Consider the following 18,739-nt stretch of genomic DNA (forward strand, 5'->3'; position numbering starts at 1 on the left):
AAGTTTTTGCCAGTCTCGTTGATCGACTAAGTGGTTTCGGGGTTGGCGATGCCGCCAACCCCAAAATGGTTTAGGGGTATAGCTCAACTGGCAGAGCGTCGGTCTCCAAAACCGAAGGTTGGGGGTTCGATTCCCTCTGCCCCTGCCAACTTTTCGCGCCTCGGCGCGTTGTTCTTTAAGGTGTTATGGCGAATCCTTCCGTCGAAACTGTTAATACTTCCAGCGACAAGCTGATGCTTGCGGCGGGCGTATTGTTGGTTGTGGCCGGGTTCGTAGGGTTCTACTGGCTCGGTAGCCAGGAGTGGTATGTCCGCGGTGCGGCGCTCGCAGTGGGCGTGATCGCGGGGGTGGTAGTCGGTCTTCTCTCGGCGCCCGGCAAGAGCTTCATCGCGTTTGCCAAAGACTCGTACAAGGAAGTTCGCAAGGTCGTCTGGCCGACTCGCAAAGAGGCCACGCAAACGACGCTGGTGGTCTTCGGTTTTGTGCTGGCAATGGCCATCATTCTGTGGGTTTGCGACAAATCCGTTGAATGGGTGATTTTCTCGGCGATTCTGGGTTGGAAATGATATGAGCGATACACCGGCATCCCCGAGCGGAAAACGTTGGTATGTGGTGCACGCCTACTCCGGCATGGAGAAGAGCGTGCAACGTGCGCTTCAGGAGCGCATCGAACGTGCTGGCATGCAGGACAAATTTGGCCAGATCCTCGTTCCGACTGAAGAAGTGGTCGAGGTGAAGGGTGGTCACAAATCGGTGACCGAGCGTCGTTTCTTCCCGGGTTACGTCCTGGTTGAAATGGAAATGACGGATGAAACGTGGCACCTCGTGAAGAACACGGCAAAGGTGACGGGTTTCGTCGGCGGGGCGCGTAATCGCCCGAGCCCGATTTCGCCGCGCGAAGTCGAAAAGATCATGTCGCAGATGCAGGAAGGCGTTGAGAAGCCGCGCCCCAAGACCCTGTTCGAAGTCGGCGAGATGGTCCGCGTGAAGGAAGGTCCTTTTACGGACTTCAACGGCAGCGTCGAAGAAGTCAACTACGAAAAGTCGCGCGTCCGGGTCTCCGTCACCATTTTCGGTCGTGCTACACCGGTCGAACTCGAGTTCGGCCAGGTCGAAAAGCTGTAAATCGAATTCTACGGATCGCGCCTTTGGCGCGGTCCGTTTTTCCGCGCTTACGGTCCGCGTAATGGCCGTAGAGGAGCGCCAGTAGTCCGGTCGGTTGCAAAAGTCGACTACCCGGTTGGCACAGCGAAGATTGCGGCGAACGCGCGCTACCACTCATCAGAACGCTCACGCGTTCCAAAGAGGTTTTCAACATGGCAAAGAAAATCATTGGCTTTATCAAGCTGCAGATTCCTGCAGGTAAAGCCAACCCGTCGCCGCCGGTCGGTCCGGCACTGGGCCAGCGTGGCCTGAACATCATGGAGTTCTGCAAGGCGTTCAACGCGCAGACTCAAGCGATGGAACCGGGTCTGCCGGTTCCGGTCGTCATCACGGCATTCGCGGACAAGAGCTTCACGTTCATCCTGAAGACGCCGCCGGCTACCGTGCTGATCAAGAAGGCAGCGAAGGTCGACAAGGGTTCGGCGAAGCCGCACACCGACAAGGTTGCTACGATCACCCGCGCGCAAGCCGAGGAAATCGCCAAGACCAAGATGCCGGACCTCACGGCAGCCGATATGGACGCCGCGGTCCGCACGATCGCTGGCAGCGCCCGCTCGATGGGCATCGTCGTGGAGGGTGTGTAAATGGCTAACGTTTCCAAGCGTCAAAAGGCACTGGCCGCCAAGATCGACCGCCAGAAGCAGTACCCGATCGGCGACGCACTGTCGCTCGTGAAGGAATGCGCCACGGCGAAGTTCGACGAGTCGATCGACGTTGCCGTGCAGCTCGGCATCGATGCGAAGAAGTCGGACCAGGTCGTTCGCGGCTCGGTCGTTCTGCCCGCAGGTACCGGCAAGTCGGTCCGCGTCGCCGTGTTCGCGCAAGGCGAAAAGGCTGAGCAGGCGAAGGCAGCAGGCGCCGAGATCGTCGGCATGGAAGACCTCGCTGAGCAGATCAAGGGCGGCAACCTGAACTTCGACATCGTGATCGCTTCGCCGGACACGATGCGCGTCGTCGGTACGCTCGGTCAGATCCTCGGTCCGCGTGGCCTCATGCCGAACCCGAAGGTCGGCACCGTGACGCCGGACGTGGCGACCGCGGTCAAGAACGCGAAGGCTGGTCAGGTGCAGTTCCGTGTCGATAAGGCCGGTATCATCCACGCGACCATCGGCCGTGCTTCGTTCGAGCCGGCAGCGCTGCGCAGCAACCTGGACGCGCTCCTCGACGCGCTGACCAAGGCGAAGCCGGCAACGAGCAAGGGCGTGTACCTGCGCAAGATCGCCGTGTCGAGCACGATGGGCGTTGGCGTGCGCGTCGACCAGTCGTCGCTGGCAGCGTAACAAGTTTTGCCGCGCTGAGACCCACAAGGGTGGCAGCGCGGATTTAAAGGGCTTTGGGCGGTTGTGCGGCAAGCAGTTAGTGCGGCACAACCGGTTGTCAAAGACCGTTGGCGGAAGTGCAGCAGTCGGGTGCTTCCTTAATGCAAAGCCAACGCAGATGGCGAACCCGAAAAAGTTTTGAAGTGCTGATGTGCGCGGATGCGGGCGGCAACGCCCGAAGAAGCAAGCTGATTTACTCCGGACTGGTCGGTCGCCGTTGTTGAACGCGGCACACAACGCGAAAGCAGAGTGTGTCGAATCTGGAGGTTAACCGTGCCACTGAACAAAGAAGGTAAGCAGGCCGTCGTGGCTGAAGTCTCCGCGCAAGTCGCGAAGGCTCAGACCATGGTGCTGGCCGAGTATCGTGGAATCGCGGTTGGCGATCTGACCAAGCTGCGCGCGAAAGCGCGTGAGCAGCAGGTGTACCTGCGCGTGTTGAAGAACACGCTGGCGCGTCGCGCTGTCGAAGGTACCCCGTTTGCTCCGCTGGCAGAGCAGATGACTGGCCCCCTGATCTACGGCATCTCGGAAGATGCCATTGCTGCCGCGAAGGTCGTCAACGACTTCGCCAAGGGCAATGACAAGTTGGTCATCAAGGCTGGTTCCTACGAAGGCAAGGTGATGGACAAGGCAGGCGTGCAAGCGCTGGCCAGCATCCCGAGCCGCGAAGAACTGCTCTCGAAGCTGCTGTTCGTCATGCAAGCTCCTGTTTCCGGCTTCGCGCGTGCTCTCGCCGCGCTGGCAGAGAAGAAGCAAGCAGAAGCTGCCTGATTTCAGGCAAGCGAACGAACGCAGGCAAGCGAGAAGGATCGCTAGCTGTTTCCGAATTCAAATCTGGAGTAATTTCAAATGGCAATCGCAAAAGAAGACATCCTCGAAGCCGTAGGCTCGATGTCGGTTCTCGAACTGAACGAACTGGTCAAGGCTTTCGAAGAGAAGTTTGGCGTGTCGGCAGCTGCTGTGGCAGTCGCTGGCCCGGCAGGCGGCGGCGCTGCTGCTGCTGCTGAAGAGCAGACCGAATTCACGGTCAACCTGCTCGAAGCAGGCGCAAACAAGGTGTCGGTCATCAAGGCCGTTCGCGAACTGACGGGTCTCGGCCTGAAGGAAGCGAAGGACCTGGTCGACGGCGCACCGAAGCCCGTGAAGGAAGCGGTGCCCAAGGCTGCTGCTGAAGAAGCGAAGAAGAAGCTGGAAGAAGCCGGCGCGAAGGCTGAAATCAAGTAAGTTTCAGCGCGCTGTGCGAAGGCTGGCGGTTTTTACACCGCCGGCCTTTTTGTGCTTTGTGGATTCTGCGTTTTTGTGTTCGATTTTCAGGAGTCGGAGGCAGGATGCGGGATCCAGAGGCCAAAGAAAACCGTCTTTCGCTGCGTGAGTCGACCGTGGCGGACGGCGTTTCTCTTTGTCTTCTGAAGCGACTGCAGAAGGCAAGTTTGGTCGGGCAGCGGGCAAGTTATGACAAGCCGAAATCCGTTGCCGTCAGCCAGCGGTTGGTAGAGGCCAACCACCAAGCTTCCAGGGCTCGCGAAGCCATCGGGTCTCAGTCGGTGAACACTCGGGTCGTCCTACCCGCCGTGATTCGGAGATCGTATGCACTATTCCTTCACCGAGAAGAAGCGTATTCGCAAGAGTTTCGCGAAACGCCCCATCGTTCACCAGGTTCCTTTCCTGCTGGCTACCCAGCTTGAATCATTCAGCACGTTCCTGCAAGCAGAAACGGCGAGCGTTCAGCGCAAGCCCGAAGGTCTGCAGGCCGCGTTCACGTCTGTTTTTCCTATTGTTTCCCATAACGGCTTTGCTCGTCTAGAGTTCGTGAGCTACATGCTCTCGCCGCCGGCATTCAACATCAAGGAATGCCAGCAGCGTGGCCTCACGTACTGCTCGGCGCTGCGCGCCAAGGTCCGTCTCGTCCTGCTCGACAAGGAATCGCCGAGCAAGCCGGTCGTGAAGGAAGTGAAGGAACAGGAAGTGTACATGGGCGAAATTCCGCTCATGACGCCGACCGGTTCGTTCGTCATCAACGGCACCGAACGTGTCATCGTCTCGCAGCTGCACCGCTCGCCCGGCGTGTTCTTCGAACACGACAAGGGCAAGACGCACAGCTCGGGCAAGCTGCTCTTCTCGGCCCGTATCATTCCTTACCGCGGCTCGTGGCTCGACTTCGAATTCGATCCGAAGGACGTGCTGTACTTCCGCGTCGACCGTCGCCGCAAGATGCCGGTCACGATCCTGCTGAAGGCCATCGGCCTCACGCCGGAACAGATCCTCGCGAACTTCTTCGTGTTCGACAACTTCACGCTGATGCCCGAAGGCGCACAGATGGAGTTTGTGCCGGAGCGTCTGCGCGGTGAAGTCGCGCGCTTCGACATCAGCGATCGCGAAGGCAAGGTCATCGTCCAGAAGGACAAGCGGATCAACGCGAAGCACATTCGCGACCTCGAAAACGCGAAGACCACGTACATCTCGGTCCCGGAAGACTATCTGCTCGGCCGCGTGCTGGCGAAGAACGTCGTCGATGGCGACACCGGCGAAGTGATCGCGAACGCGAACGACGAGATCACGGAAAGCGTGCTCGAGAAGCTGCGCGAAGCGAAGATCAAGGACATCCAGACGCTCTACACGAACGATCTGGACCAGGGTCCGTACATCTCGTCGACGCTGCGTATCGACGAAACCGCCGACAAGATGGCCGCGCGCATCGCGATCTACCGCATGATGCGTCCGGGCGAGCCGCCGACCGAAGAAGCGGTCGAGGCGCTGTTCAACCGCCTGTTCTACAGCGAAGAAGCGTACGACCTCTCGAAGGTGGGTCGTATGAAGTTCAACCGCCGCGTGGGCCGTGACGAAATCGTCGGCCCGATGACGCTGCAGGACGACGACATCCTCGCGACCATCAAGATCCTCGTCGAGCTGCGCAACGGCAAGGGCGAAGTGGACGACATCGACCACCTCGGCAACCGTCGCGTGCGTTGCGTGGGCGAGCTCGCGGAGAACCAGTTCCGCGCGGGTCTCGTGCGCGTCGAGCGTGCAGTGAAGGAACGCCTCGGCCAGGCCGAAAGCGAAAACCTGATGCCGCACGACCTGATCAACTCGAAGCCGATTTCGTCGGCCATTCGCGAGTTCTTTGGTTCGTCGCAGCTGTCGCAGTTCATGGACCAGACCAACCCGCTCTCGGAAATCACGCACAAGCGCCGTGTTTCCGCACTGGGCCCGGGCGGTCTGACGCGTGAGCGCGCAGGCTTCGAAGTCCGCGACGTGCACCCGACCCACTACGGCCGCGTGTGCCCGATCGAGACGCCGGAAGGTCCGAACATCGGTCTGATCAACTCGCTCGCGCTTTACGCGCACCTGAACGAATACGGCTTCCTCGAAACGCCGTATCGCAAGGTCGCAGACGGCAAGGTGACCGACCAGATCGACTACCTCTCGGCGATCGAAGAAGGCCGTTACGTGATCGCCCAGGCGAACGCGGCAGTGGCCGAAGACGGCACGCTGACCGACGAACTCGTCTCGTCGCGTGAAGCGGGCGAAACGCTGATGGTCACGCCGGACCGCATCCAGTACATGGACGTGGCACCGTCGCAGATCGTCTCGGTTGCAGCCTCGCTGATCCCGTTCCTCGAACACGACGACGCGAACCGTGCACTGATGGGCTCGAACATGCAGCGTCAGGCCGTGCCTTGCCTGCGTCCGGAAAAGCCGGTCGTCGGTACGGGCATCGAGCGCACCGTTGCGGTCGACTCGGGCACGACGGTTCAGGCGCTGCGTGGCGGCGTGGTGGACTACGTCGACGCGGGCCGTATCGTGATCCGCGTGAACGATGATGAAGCCGTCGCCGGTGAAGTCGGCGTGGACATCTACAACCTCATCAAGTACACGCGTTCGAACCAGAACACGAACATCAACCAGCGTCCGATCGTGAAGATGGGCGACAAGGTTGCGCGCGGCGACGTGCTGGCTGATGGCGCATCGACCGATCTGGGCGAGCTCGCGCTCGGCCAGAACATGCTGATCGCGTTCATGCCGTGGAACGGCTACAACTTCGAAGACTCGATCCTGATCTCGGAGAAGGTGGTTGCCGACGACCGTTACACGTCGATCCACATCGAAGAACTGAACGTCGTGGCTCGCGACACGAAGCTCGGACCGGAAGAAATCACGCGCGACATTTCGAACCTCGCGGAAGTGCAGCTTGGCCGTCTCGACGAGTCGGGCATCGTGTACATCGGCGCGGAAGTCGAAGCAGGCGACGTGCTCGTGGGCAAGGTCACGCCGAAGGGCGAAACCCAGCTCACGCCGGAAGAAAAGCTGCTGCGCGCGATCTTCGGCGAGAAGGCTTCGGACGTGAAGGATACGTCGCTGCGCGTGCCCTCGGGCATGAACGGCACGGTCATCGACGTGCAGGTGTTCACGCGTGAAGGCATCCAGCGCGACAAGCGCGCCCAGCAGATCATCGACGATGAACTGAAGCGCTATCGCCTCGACCTGAACGACCAGCTTCGTATCGTGGAAGGCGACGCATTCCAGCGTCTCGCCCGCATGCTCGAAGGCAAGGTTGCGAACGGCGGTCCGAAGAAGCTCGCGAAGGGCACGAAGATCGAGCGCGCGTACCTCGAAGATCTCGATCACTACCACTGGTTCGACATCCGCCTCGCGGACGAAGAAGCAGCGGCACAGCTCGAAGCGATCAAGAACTCGATCGAAGAGAAGCGCCACCAGTTCGACCTCGCGTTCGAAGAGAAGCGCAAGAAGCTCACGCAAGGCGACGAACTGCCGCCGGGCGTGCTGAAGATGGTCAAGGTGTACCTGGCCGTGAAGCGCCGTCTGCAGCCTGGCGACAAGATGGCAGGCCGTCACGGTAACAAGGGTGTGGTGTCGAAGATCGTTCCGATCGAAGACATGCCGTACATGGCCGATGGCCGTCCGGCCGACGTCGTGCTGAACCCGCTCGGCGTGCCGTCACGGATGAACGTGGGTCAGGTTCTCGAAGTGCACCTCGGTTGGGCCGCGAAGGGTCTGGGCTGGCGTATTGGCGAAATGCTCGCGCGTCAGACGAAGGTTGCGGAGCTGCGTGAGTTCCTCACGAAGATCTACAACGAATCGGGCCACAAGGAAGACCTCGACAGCTTCAGCGACGACGAGATCCTCGAACTCGCGAAGAACCTGCGCGAAGGCGTGCCGTTCGCAACGCCGGTGTTCGACGGTGCGACCGAAGAGGAAATGGCGAAGATGCTCGACCTGGCTTATCCGGACGACATCGCCAAGAACCTCGGCATGACGCCTTCGAAGAACCAGGTGCGTCTGTACGACGGCCGCACGGGCGAGATGTTCGAGCGTACGGTCACCGTGGGCTACATGCACTACCTGAAGCTGCACCACCTTGTCGACGACAAGATGCACGCGCGTTCGACGGGTCCGTACTCGCTCGTCACGCAGCAGCCGCTGGGTGGTAAGGCGCAATTCGGTGGTCAGCGCTTCGGTGAAATGGAAGTGTGGGCGCTCGAAGCGTATGGCGCTTCGTATGTGCTGCAGGAAATGTTGACGGTGAAGTCCGATGACGTGACGGGCCGGACGAAGGTGTATGAGAACCTCGTCAAGGGCGACCACGTGATCGACGCGGGCATGCCGGAATCCTTCAATGTGCTGGTGAAGGAAATCCGCTCGCTCGGCATCGACATCGACCTCGACCGCAACTAATCGGACTACGGAGAGAAGGCAATGAAAGCTCTGCTCGATCTATTCAAGCAAGTCCAACAAGAAGAAGTTTTCGACGCGATCAAGATCGGTCTGGCCTCGCCCGACAAGATCCGTTCGTGGTCGTTCGGCGAAGTGAAGAAGCCGGAAACCATCAACTACCGCACGTTCAAGCCGGAGCGCGATGGTCTGTTCTGCGCGAAGATTTTTGGTCCGATCAAGGACTACGAATGCCTTTGCGGCAAGTACAAGCGCCTGAAGCACCGTGGCGTGATCTGCGAAAAGTGCGGCGTGGAAGTCACGCTCGCCAAGGTGCGCCGCGAGCGCATGGGCCACATCGAGCTGGCCTCGCCGGTCGCGCACATCTGGTTCCTGAAGTCGCTGCCGTCGCGTCTGGGCATGGTGCTCGACATGACGCTGCGCGACATCGAGCGCGTGCTGTACTTCGAAGCGTACGTGGTGATCGAACCGGGCATGACGCCGCTGAAGGCGCGGCAGATCATGACCGAAGAGGATTACTACAACAAGGTCGAGGAATACGGTGACGAATTCCGCGCCGAGATGGGCGCGGAAGGCGTGCGCGAGCTGCTGCGCGCGATCAACATCGACGAGCAGGTCGAGACGCTGCGCACGGAGCTGAAGAACACCGGCTCCGAAGCGAAGATCAAGAAGTACGCGAAGCGCCTGAAGGTGCTCGAGGCCTTCCAGCGTTCGGGCATCAAGCCCGAATGGATGGTGCTCGAAGTGCTGCCGGTGCTGCCGCCGGAACTGCGTCCGCTCGTGCCGCTCGACGGCGGCCGTTTCGCGACCTCGGACCTGAACGACCTGTATCGCCGCGTCATCAACCGTAACAACCGCCTGAAGCGTCTGCTCGAGCTGAAGGCGCCGGAGATCATCGTCCGCAACGAAAAGCGGATGCTCCAGGAAGCGGTTGACTCGCTGCTCGACAACGGCCGTCGCGGCAAGGCGATGACGGGCGCGAACAAGCGTCCGCTGAAGTCGCTCGCCGACATGATCAAGGGTAAGGGCGGCCGCTTCCGTCAGAACCTGCTGGGCAAGCGCGTGGACTACTCGGGCCGTTCGGTCATCGTGGTGGGTCCGACGCTCAAGCTGCACCAGTGCGGTCTGCCGAAGCTGATGGCGCTCGAGCTCTTCAAGCCGTTCATCTTCAACAAGCTGGAGACGATGGGCGTTGCCACGACCATCAAGGCTGCAAAGAAGGAAGTCGAGAACCAGACGCCGGTGGTGTGGGACATCCTCGAAGAGGTGATCCGCGAGCATCCGGTCATGCTCAACCGTGCGCCGACGCTGCACCGTCTCGGCATCCAGGCTTTCGAGCCCGTGCTGATCGAAGGTAAGGCAATCCAGCTGCACCCGCTCGTTTGCGCGGCGTTCAACGCCGACTTCGACGGTGACCAGATGGCCGTTCACGTTCCGCTGTCGCTCGAAGCGCAGATGGAAGCGCGTACGCTCATGCTCGCGTCGAACAACGTCCTGTTCCCGGCCAACGGCGATCCGTCGATCGTGCCGTCGCAGGATATCGTGCTGGGCCTGTACTACGCCACGCGTGAAGCGATCAACGGCAAGGGCGAAGGCATGACGTTCACGGGCGTGTCGGAAGTGCTCCGCGCGTACGAGAACAAGGAAGTCGAGCTGGCCTCGCGCGTCAACGTGCGTATCACCGAAATGGTCCACAACGAGGACAAGTCGGAAGGCGCGCCGGCGTTCGTGCCGAAGATCTCGCTGTATGCGACGACCGTCGGCCGCGCGATCCTCTCGGAAATCCTGCCGCCGGGCCTGCCGTTCTCGGTGCTGAACAAGCCGCTGAAGAAGAAGGAAATCTCGCGTCTGATCAACACCGCGTTCCGCAAGTGCGGTCTGCGCGAAACGGTGATCTTCGCCGACCAGCTGATGCAGTCGGGCTTCCGCCTTGCAACGCGCGCCGGTATTTCGATCTGCGTGGACGACATGCTCGTGCCGCCGCAGAAGGAAACCATCGTCGGCGACGCCGCGAAGAAGGTGAAGGAGTACGACCGCCAGTACATGTCGGGTCTCGTCACCGCACAAGAGCGCTACAACAACGTGGTCGACATCTGGTCGGCAACGTCGGAAGCGGTCGGCAAGGCGATGATGGAGCAGCTCGCGACGGAACCGGTCATCGACCGCGACGGCAAGGAAACGCGTCAGGAATCGTTCAACTCGATCTACATGATGGCCGACTCGGGCGCGCGGGGTTCCGCGGTCCAGATCCGTCAGCTGGCGGGTATGCGTGGCCTGATGGCGAAGCCGGACGGCTCGATTATCGAAACGCCGATTACCGCGAACTTCCGCGAAGGTCTGAACGTGTTGCAGTACTTCATCTCGACCCACGGCGCACGTAAGGGTCTGGCTGATACGGCACTGAAGACCGCCAACTCGGGTTACCTCACGCGTCGTCTCGTCGACGTCACGCAGGATCTCGTGGTGGTCGAAGAGGATTGCGGCACGTCGAACGGCGTGGCGATGAAGGCCCTCGTGGAAGGCGGTGAAGTCGTCGAAGCGCTGCGTGACCGTATCCTCGGTCGCGTGGCGGTGGCTGACGTCGTCAATCCGGAAACGCAGGAAACGATCTACGCGTCGGGCGATCTGCTCGACGAAGACGCGGTCGAAACGATCGAAAGCCTCGGCATCGACGAAGTGCGCGTGCGCACGCCGCTCACCTGCGAAACGCGCTACGGCCTGTGCGCTGCCTGTTATGGCCGCGACCTGGGCCGCGGCTCGCGCGTGAACGTCGGCGAAGCCGTCGGCGTGATCGCGGCGCAGTCGATCGGCGAACCGGGCACGCAGCTCACGATGCGTACGTTCCACATCGGTGGTGCGGCGTCGCGTGCGGCGGTGGCCTCGTCGGTGGAAGCCAAGTCGAACGGTACGGTGCGCTTCACGGCGACGATGCGTTACGTCACGAATGCGAAGGGCGAGCAGGTCGTCATCTCGCGTTCGGGCGAAGCGATCATCGCCGACGATCACGGCCGCGAGCGCGAGCGTCACAAGGTGCCGTACGGCGCGACGCTGCTGCAGCTCGACGGTGCAGCGATCAAGGCCGGCACGCAGCTCGCGACGTGGGATCCGCTCACGCGTCCGATCATCACCGAGTACGGCGGTACGGTGAAGTTCGAGAACGTCGAGGAAGGCGTGACCGTGGCCAAGCAGATCGACGACGTGACGGGTCTTTCGACACTCGTCGTGATCGACGTGAAGCGCCGCGGCTCGCAGGCTTCGAAGAGCGTGCGTCCGCAGGTCAAGCTGCTCGACGCGAACGGCGACGAAGTGAAGATCCCGGGCACGGAGCACGCGGTGCAGATCGGCTTCCAGGTCGGCGCACTGATCACCGTGAAGGACGGTCAGCAGGTGCAGGTCGGTGAAGTGCTCGCACGTATCCCGACCGAAGCGCAGAAGACGCGTGACATTACCGGTGGTCTGCCGCGTGTGGCGGAACTGTTCGAAGCACGTTCGCCGAAGGACGCAGGTATCCTGGCGGAAGTCACGGGTACGACGTCGTTCGGTAAGGACACGAAGGGCAAGCAGCGTCTCGTCATCACGGACCTCGAGGGCAACCAGCACGAGTTCCTGATCGCGAAGGAAAAGCAGGTGCTGGTCCACGACGGTCAGGTCGTCAACAAGGGCGAAATGATCGTGGACGGCCCGGCCGATCCGCACGACATCCTGCGTCTGCAGGGTATCGAGGCGCTGTCGCGCTACATCGTCGACGAAGTGCAGGACGTGTACCGTCTGCAGGGCGTGAAGATCAACGACAAGCACATCGAAGTGATCGTGCGTCAGATGCTGCGCCGCGTGCAGATCGTCGACAACGGCGATACGCGTTTCATTCCTGGCGAACAGGTCGAGCGGTCGGACATGCTCGACGAGAACGACAAGATGAACGCGGAAGACAAGCGTCCGGCAACGTACGAGAACGTGCTGCTCGGTATCACGAAGGCATCGCTCTCGACCGATTCGTTCATCTCGGCGGCATCGTTCCAGGAAACGACCCGCGTGCTGACCGAAGCGGCGATCATGGGCAAGCGCGACGATCTGCGTGGCCTGAAGGAAAACGTGATCGTCGGCCGCCTGATTCCGGCCGGTACGGGTCTCGCGTTCCACAAGGCGCGCAAGGCGAAGGAATCGTCGGATCGCGAGCGTTTCGACCAGATCGCAGCGGAAGAAGCGTTCGAGTTCGGCACGCCGGAAACCCCGGCCGCCGAGCAGCCGCAACAGCCGCACACGACGGACGAGTAAGCGCGGGGCGGCGCAAGCTGCCTTTCGCTGACGTAGTGGTCTCGCAAGAGCCGCCTGGTTTCGACCGGGCGGCTTTTTTATTGGCGCGTGTTTTCCGCGCGAGCGATGTGCGACGTCTTGCACGCGCATCTGCGGCCTCGTGACGCAGCGCCGGCCGGGTCGCTGCGCAGCTCTGTGAGGCGTGCTAACGTAGCGCGCCAAGGCAGTCCGCGTGGGTCTTTTCGGACGGCGTGGATGGCATTTATCTGAATCTGGAGGCGGTAACCATGTGGGTCGTTGGGCTCGGTCTCATCCTGAATCTGGCGGCGTGCGTCGCCAGCTTTTCGCAACTGCTGCATCACGTTGGCAATGAAGCGGCGGCGAACTTCTTCGCGACCTTCCTCGTGATGTGGGCATTCCTCATCATCGGTTTCATCATGCTGGTGGCGAGCAAAGTCAAAGGCGGTGCCGCACTGCTGACGATCGGGTCGCTGATTCTCGTGGGCGCAAACGTCGTGCTCTTCGGCTCCAGCATCTTCGCGATCGCAGCACTCGTCGTTGCCATCGTGACGATCGCCGGTGCAGTTCGGGTCGCGCGCCGACGGCTTGCCGCCTGACGAAGGCCGCTCCGTTCAGGCCGACCGCGATCGCGATCCGCGCGCGCAGCGGCCTCGCTTTCTCCTGGCCGAACGGCCAATCTTCACGGTAGCGGCGGTTTCGGCGCGCCCGGGTTGGTAAAATCCGGTCCACCGCCTTTGCTCTGCACGCTCACCGCCCTCATGTCCCGCTCCCTCGAAATCCTCAACGAAGTCTTCGGCTATCCTGCGTTCAGAGGGCAGCAAGCCGAGATCGTCGAGCATGTGGCCGGAGGTGGCGATTCGCTGGTGCTCATGCCCACCGGCGGGGGCAAATCGCTCTGCTACCAGATTCCCGCGCTCGTGCGTCACGAAGCCGGGCATGGCGCCGGCATCGTCGTGTCGCCGCTCATCGCGCTCATGCAGGACCAGGTCGCCGCGCTCACCGAGGTCGGCGTGCGTGCCGCCTATCTGAATTCGACACTGAGCGGCGCCGAAGCGGCCGCCACAGAGCGCGCGCTGCGCGAAGGCGATCTCGATCTCCTCTATGTCGCGCCAGAGCGCCTCATGACGCCGCGCTTTCTCGATCTGCTCGAGCGCACGCGCATCGGCCTCTTCGCAATCGACGAAGCACACTGCGTGTCGCAATGGGGCCATGACTTCCGGCCCGAATACATCCAGCTCTCGGTGCTGCACGAGCGCTTTCCGAACGTGCCGCGCATCGCGCTCACGGCAACCGCCGACGCCATCACGCGCGACGAGATCGTGCACCGTCTCGCACTCGACGACGCACGCGTGTTCGTCTCCAGCTTCGACCGGCCCAACATCCGCTATCGCATCGTCGAAAAAGACAACGCGCGTACGCAACTGCTCGACTTCATTCGCGCGGAGCACACGCGCGCGGACGGCACCACGGATGCGGGCGTCGTGTACTGCCTGTCGCGCCGCAAGGTCGAAGAAACTGCCGAATGGCTGAAGGGCCAGGGCGTCCGCGCGCTGCCGTACCACGCTGGCATGGAGTTCGAGATACGCCAGAAGCACCAGGAGCTGTTCCAGCGCGAGGAGGGCGTGGTGATGTGCGCCACCATTGCGTTCGGCATGGGCATCGACAAGCCGGACGTACGCTTCGTCGCGCATCTGGACTTGCCCAAGAGCGTGGAAGGCTACTACCAGGAAACGGGCCGCGCGGGCCGGGACGGGCTGGCGGCCAACGCATGGATGGCCTACGGCCTCGGCGACGTCGTGCAGCAGCGCAAGATGATCGATGAGTCCGAAGCCGACGAGCAGCACAAACGCGTGCAGACGGGCAAGCTCGACGCGCTGCTCGGCCTGTGCGAAGCGGCCTCGTGCCGCCGTGTGCGCCTTCTTGCGTACTTCGGCGAAGAGAGCAAGCCGTGCGGCAACTGCGACACATGCCTCGAGCCGCCCGCCACGTGGGACGCCACGCGCGAGGCGCAAATGGCGCTTTCGTGTGTGTTCCGCGCGCAGCGCGCGAGCGGCTTCAATTTCGGGGCAGGCCACCTGATCGACATCCTGCGCGGCAACCGCAGCGAAAAGATCCTTCAGCGCGGGCACGAGAAGCTCTCGACCTTCGGCATCGGTTCGGCGCTTTCGGAGCCCGAATGGCGCGCAATCTTTCGCCAACTGGTGGCGTTCGGCTATCTCACCGTGGACCATGACGGCTTCGGCTCGCTGGTGCTCACGGAAGCGAGCAAGCCGGTGCTCAAGGGCGAGCACACGGTCACCATGCGCCGCTACGTCAAACCCACGCGAACGCGCGCGTCGTCGGGCCGCACGAGCGAGCGCGCCGATCCGACCCTCGGCATGAGTCCGCGCCAGCGCTCGCGATGGGAGCGTCTGCGCCTGTGGCGCACCGAAACGGCGAAAAGTGAGGGCGTGCCGGCCTACGTCATCTTTCACGACGCCACGCTGGCGGAGATCGCGCGCAACGGTCCGGAATCGGTCGACGAACTGCGCGATATTCCGGGCATCGGTGCGCGCAAGCTCGAACGCTTCGGCGAGGAGCTCGTCGAGGTCGTCGGCGACGAATAAGGCGGCAGATTTCCGTCGCGGGGATTCCGGGCACCAGCTCCATATTCGCCGCGCTGTCACTCGCCCGGTCGTCCGAAATGTCGCAAGCCGTTGACTCACTTGGTATTTTCGGAATATCATGCTGGGTTCCGGTTCTTGGGACGTCCGCGCTCGCCAGTCACTTCGGCGAAGCTCACGTCATTCAGCCAGTTCCGGAGTTCGAGTAGGAGTTTGGATGCATGCTTTTCCGCTTTGCCCGGAAATAAATGCGTCGATTTTGTTCAATTTCAGGAATAAACAATGCCAACCATCAATCAACTGGTTCGCAAAGGCCGCGCTTCGGAAGCTACGAAGAGCAAGTCGCCGGCCCTGCAGGACTGCCCGCAGCGTCGCGGCGTGTGCACCCGCGTGTACACGACGACGCCGAAGAAGCCGAACTCGGCACTTCGTAAGGTCGCCAAGGTTCGTCTGACGAACGGCTTCGAAGTCATTTCGTACATCGGTGGTGAAGGCCACAACCTGCAAGAGCACTCGGTCGTGCTGATCCGCGGCGGCCGTGTGAAGGACTTGCCGGGTGTGCGTTACCACATGGTTCGCGGCTCGCTGGATACCCAGGGCGTCAAGGATCGTAAGCAGGCTCGTTCGAAGTACGGCGCGAAGCGCGCCAAGGCTGCGAAGTAAGGGTCAAGCGTCGTCTGCGCTCTCGGGCGTCGGCGATAAAGCGACAAGTGCCGGATTGGCCGGTGCTGTCGAGTAAGTGGTCACCCGACCAGGCTGGTAAGTCCGGGGATGTCGAACCCGGGATGAATCGGGTTAGTTGGTGGCCGCGGAGCGCAAGGAATTCACCCGCGCTTCAACTGAAAAGTTAAAGGAAGAAACATGCCGCGTCGTCGCGAAGTCCCCAAGCGGGAAGTGTTGCCGGATCCGAAGTTCGGCAACGTTGATGTAGCCAAGTTCATGAACGTGCTGATGCTCTCCGGCAAGAAGTCGGTTGCCGAGCGTATCGTGTACGGCGCTTTCGAACAGATCCAGACCAAGGGTGGCAAGGACCCGCTGGAAGTGTTCACTGTCGCGCTCAACAACGTGAAGCCGGTGGTGGAAGTGAAGAGCCGCCGCGTTGGTGGTGCGAACTATCAGGTTCCGGTCGAAGTGCGCCCCTCGCGTCGTATGGCATTGGCGATGCGTTGGCTGCGTGAAGCCGCGAAGAAGCGCAGCGAGAAGTCGATGGCCCTGCGTCTGGCAGGTGAACTCACCGAAGCGGCCGAAGGCCGTGGCGGCGCGATGAAGAAGCGCGACGAAGTTCACCGGATGGCAGAAGCGAACAAGGCGTTCTCGCACTTCCGCTTCTAAGAGAAACCCCTACCGGGGTTCGCTCAAAAGACGGAAAAAATTCCGGGCGGGTGCGCTTATCGAGCGCCTCGCCCGTTTGTGTTCAGGCGCGTTGGGTCTAACCCGGTCGGGATCGATCCGGCGCGCACCTCCCGATAGAGGATCAAAGTGGCTCGCAAGACTCCTATCGAGCGCTACCGTAACATCGGTATTAGCGCTCACATCGACGCCGGCAAGACGACGACGACCGAGCGCATTCTGTTTTACACCGGCGTGAACCACAAGATTGGTGAAGTTCACGACGGCGCTGCCACCATGGACTGGATGGAGCAGGAACAGGAGCGTGGCATCACGATCACCTCCGCTGCTACGACCGCGTTCTGGAAGGGCATGGGCGGTAACTACCCCGAGCACCGCATCAACATCATCGACACCCCGGGCCACGTCGACTTCACGATTGAAGTCGAGCGCTCGATGCGCGTGCTCGACGGTGCGTGCATGGTCTACTGCGCCGTGGGCGGCGTGCAGCCGCAGTCGGAAACGGTGTGGCGCCAGGCGAACAAGTACAAGGTTCCCCGTCTCGCGTTCGTCAACAAGATGGACCGTACCGGCGCGAACTTCTTCAAGGTCTATGACCAGCTGAAGAACCGCCTCAAGGCAAACCCGGTTCCGGTCGTGGTGCCGATCGGCGCAGAAGAAACCTTCAAGGGCGTCGTCGACCTCCTGAAGATGAAAGCGATCATTTGGGACGAGGCCTCGCAAGGCACGAAGTTCGACTACGTCGACATCCCGGCTGAACTCGTCGACTCGTGCAACGAGTGGCGCGAGAAGATGATCGAGTCGGCTGCTGAAGCCAGCGAAGAGCTGATGGAAAAGTACCTCGGCGGCGAAGAGCTCACGGAAGCCGAAATCGTCAAGGCACTGCGCGACCGTACGATCGCGTGCGAAATCCAGCCGATGCTGTGCGGCACCGCGTTCAAGAACAAGGGCGTGCAGCGTATGCTCGACGCCGTGATCGACTTCCTGCCGTCGCCGGTCGATATCCCCCCGGTCAAGGGCGAGCTCGAAAACGGTGAAACGGCAGAGCGCCGCGCAGCCGACGACGAGAAGTTCGCGGCACTCGCGTTCAAGATCATGACCGACCCGTTCGTCGGCCAGCTGATCTTCTTCCGCGCGTACTCGGGCATCGTCAACTCGGGCGACACCGTGCTGAACTCGACCAAGGGCAAGAAGGAACGCCTCGGCCGTATTCTGCAGATGCACGCGAACAACCGCGAAGAAATCAAGGAAGTTCGTGCGGGCGACATCGCCGCGGCCGTTGGCCTGAAGGAAGCGACCACGGGTGACACGCTGTGCGACCCGCAGCACCCGATCGTTCTGGAACGCATGGTGTTCCCGGAGCCGGTGATTTCGCAGGCCGTCGAGCCGAAGACCAAGCCTGACCAGGAAAAGATGGGCATCGCCCTGAACCGCCTGGCGCAGGAAGACCCGTCGTTCCGCGTCCAGACGGACGAGGAATCGGGCCAGACCATCATTTCGGGCATGGGCGAGCTCCACCTCGAAATTCTGGTCGACCGCATGAAGCGCGAATTCGGCGTGGAAGCGACCGTCGGCAAGCCGCAGGTTGCGTACCGCGAAACGATCCGCGCGACGGCGAAGGACGTGGACGGCAAGTTCGTCAAGCAGTCGGGTGGTCGCGGCCAGTATGGTCACGCGGTCATCACGCTCGAGCCGAACGAGCAGGGCAAGGGCTACGAGTTCCTGGACGAGATCAAGGGTGGTGTGATTCCGCGCGAATACATCCCCGCGGTCGACAAGGGTATCCAGGACACGCTGAAGGCAGGCGTGCTGGCGGGCTTCCCGGTCGTCGACGTCAAGGTTCACCTGACGTTCGGTTCGTACCACGACGTCGACTCGAACGAAAATGCGTTCCGCATGGCCGGTTCGATGGCGTTCAAGGAAGCGATGCGCAAGGCGAGCCCGGTCATCCTCGAACCGATGATGGCCGTGGAAGTCGAAACGCCGGAAGACTACATGGGCAACGTGATGGGCGACCTGTCGGGCCGTCGCGGTATCGTCCAGGGCATGGAAGACATGGTTGGCGGCGGCAAGATCGTTCGCGCCGAAGTGCCGCTGTCGGAAATGTTCGGCTACTCGACGTCGCTGCGTTCGCTGACGCAAGGTCGTGCAACGTACACGATGGAATTCAAGCACTACGCAGAAGCACCGCGTAACGTGGCCGACGCGATCATCAGCGCGAAGGCGAAGTAAGCATCGGCGCAAAGCGGATCGGGCGCGAGTCCGGTCCGCATCGCTCAGTCACCGATTCACCACTTTTTTGAAAGAAGAGAAACATGGCAAAAGGTAAATTCGAAC

The 18,739-nt window shown here is 61.6% G+C and carries 13 protein-coding genes and 1 tRNA gene; all 14 read left to right on the top strand.

Annotated features, from left to right (window positions below; genetic code table 11):
- Positions 1–72 precede the first annotated feature (72 nt).
- The 14 genes from BMI01S_RS32785 (at position 73) to fusA (ending at position 18,634) form a co-directional block, all read left to right on the top strand.
- A tRNA-Trp gene (locus BMI01S_RS32785) sits at positions 73–148 on the top strand.
- 37 nt (positions 149–185) lie between these two features.
- Entirely contained in the window at positions 186–566 is a 381-nt protein-coding gene (gene secE / locus BMI01S_RS32790) for a preprotein translocase subunit SecE (protein WP_028215043.1), read from the top strand.
- Position 567: 1 nt separating this feature from the next.
- Positions 568–1,125: a transcription termination/antitermination protein NusG gene (gene nusG, locus BMI01S_RS32795; protein ID WP_028208939.1), complete on the top strand. Its 558-nt coding sequence runs from the start codon at positions 568–570 to the stop codon at positions 1,123–1,125.
- A gap of 191 nt (positions 1,126–1,316) precedes the next feature.
- Positions 1,317–1,748 carry a 50S ribosomal protein L11 gene (rplK, locus tag BMI01S_RS32800; RefSeq protein ID WP_027797945.1) on the top strand — a complete coding sequence of 144 codons (432 nt, stop codon included), beginning with the start codon at positions 1,317–1,319 and terminating at the stop codon, positions 1,746–1,748.
- Positions 1,749–2,444 carry a 50S ribosomal protein L1 gene (gene rplA / locus BMI01S_RS32805; RefSeq protein WP_028215042.1) on the top strand — a complete coding sequence of 232 codons (696 nt, stop codon included), beginning with the start codon at positions 1,749–1,751 and terminating at the stop codon, positions 2,442–2,444. It abuts the gene before it with no gap.
- Between the two features lie 312 nt (positions 2,445–2,756).
- Positions 2,757–3,254, top strand: coding sequence for a 50S ribosomal protein L10 (gene rplJ, locus BMI01S_RS32810; protein WP_028215041.1), 498 nt, complete (start codon positions 2,757–2,759; stop codon positions 3,252–3,254).
- Positions 3,255–3,332: 78 nt separating this feature from the next.
- A complete protein-coding gene (rplL, locus tag BMI01S_RS32815; RefSeq protein ID WP_027821097.1) occupies positions 3,333–3,707 on the top strand; it encodes a 50S ribosomal protein L7/L12 in 375 nt (124 codons plus the stop codon).
- A 363-nt stretch (positions 3,708–4,070) separates the two neighbouring features.
- The gene (rpoB, locus tag BMI01S_RS32820; protein WP_028232574.1) at positions 4,071–8,177 is read left to right on the top strand and encodes a DNA-directed RNA polymerase subunit beta; all 4,107 of its coding nucleotides are present in this window, start codon (positions 4,071–4,073) and stop codon (positions 8,175–8,177) included.
- Between the two features lie 21 nt (positions 8,178–8,198).
- Positions 8,199–12,449 (top strand): DNA-directed RNA polymerase subunit beta', encoded by a 4,251-nt coding sequence (gene rpoC, locus BMI01S_RS32825; protein ID WP_028215039.1) that lies wholly within the window; start codon positions 8,199–8,201, stop codon positions 12,447–12,449.
- 266 nt (positions 12,450–12,715) lie between these two features.
- Positions 12,716–13,045 (top strand): hypothetical protein, encoded by a 330-nt coding sequence (locus tag BMI01S_RS32830; RefSeq protein ID WP_154671432.1) that lies wholly within the window; start codon positions 12,716–12,718, stop codon positions 13,043–13,045.
- A 162-nt stretch (positions 13,046–13,207) separates the two neighbouring features.
- Entirely contained in the window at positions 13,208–15,055 is a 1,848-nt protein-coding gene (gene recQ, locus BMI01S_RS32835; RefSeq protein ID WP_028232572.1) for a DNA helicase RecQ, read from the top strand.
- A gap of 279 nt (positions 15,056–15,334) precedes the next feature.
- Positions 15,335–15,715 carry a 30S ribosomal protein S12 gene (rpsL, locus tag BMI01S_RS32840; RefSeq protein ID WP_027797953.1) on the top strand — a complete coding sequence of 127 codons (381 nt, stop codon included), beginning with the start codon at positions 15,335–15,337 and terminating at the stop codon, positions 15,713–15,715.
- Between the two features lie 198 nt (positions 15,716–15,913).
- The gene (gene rpsG / locus BMI01S_RS32845; protein WP_027797954.1) at positions 15,914–16,384 is read left to right on the top strand and encodes a 30S ribosomal protein S7; all 471 of its coding nucleotides are present in this window, start codon (positions 15,914–15,916) and stop codon (positions 16,382–16,384) included.
- 147 nt (positions 16,385–16,531) lie between these two features.
- Positions 16,532–18,634 (top strand): elongation factor G, encoded by a 2,103-nt coding sequence (gene fusA, locus BMI01S_RS32850; protein WP_028215036.1) that lies wholly within the window; start codon positions 16,532–16,534, stop codon positions 18,632–18,634.
- Positions 18,635–18,739 lie beyond the last annotated feature (105 nt).

The sequence above is a fragment of the Paraburkholderia mimosarum LMG 23256 = NBRC 106338 genome, assembly GCF_000739815.1.
GTDB lineage: Bacteria > Pseudomonadota > Gammaproteobacteria > Burkholderiales > Burkholderiaceae > Paraburkholderia > Paraburkholderia mimosarum.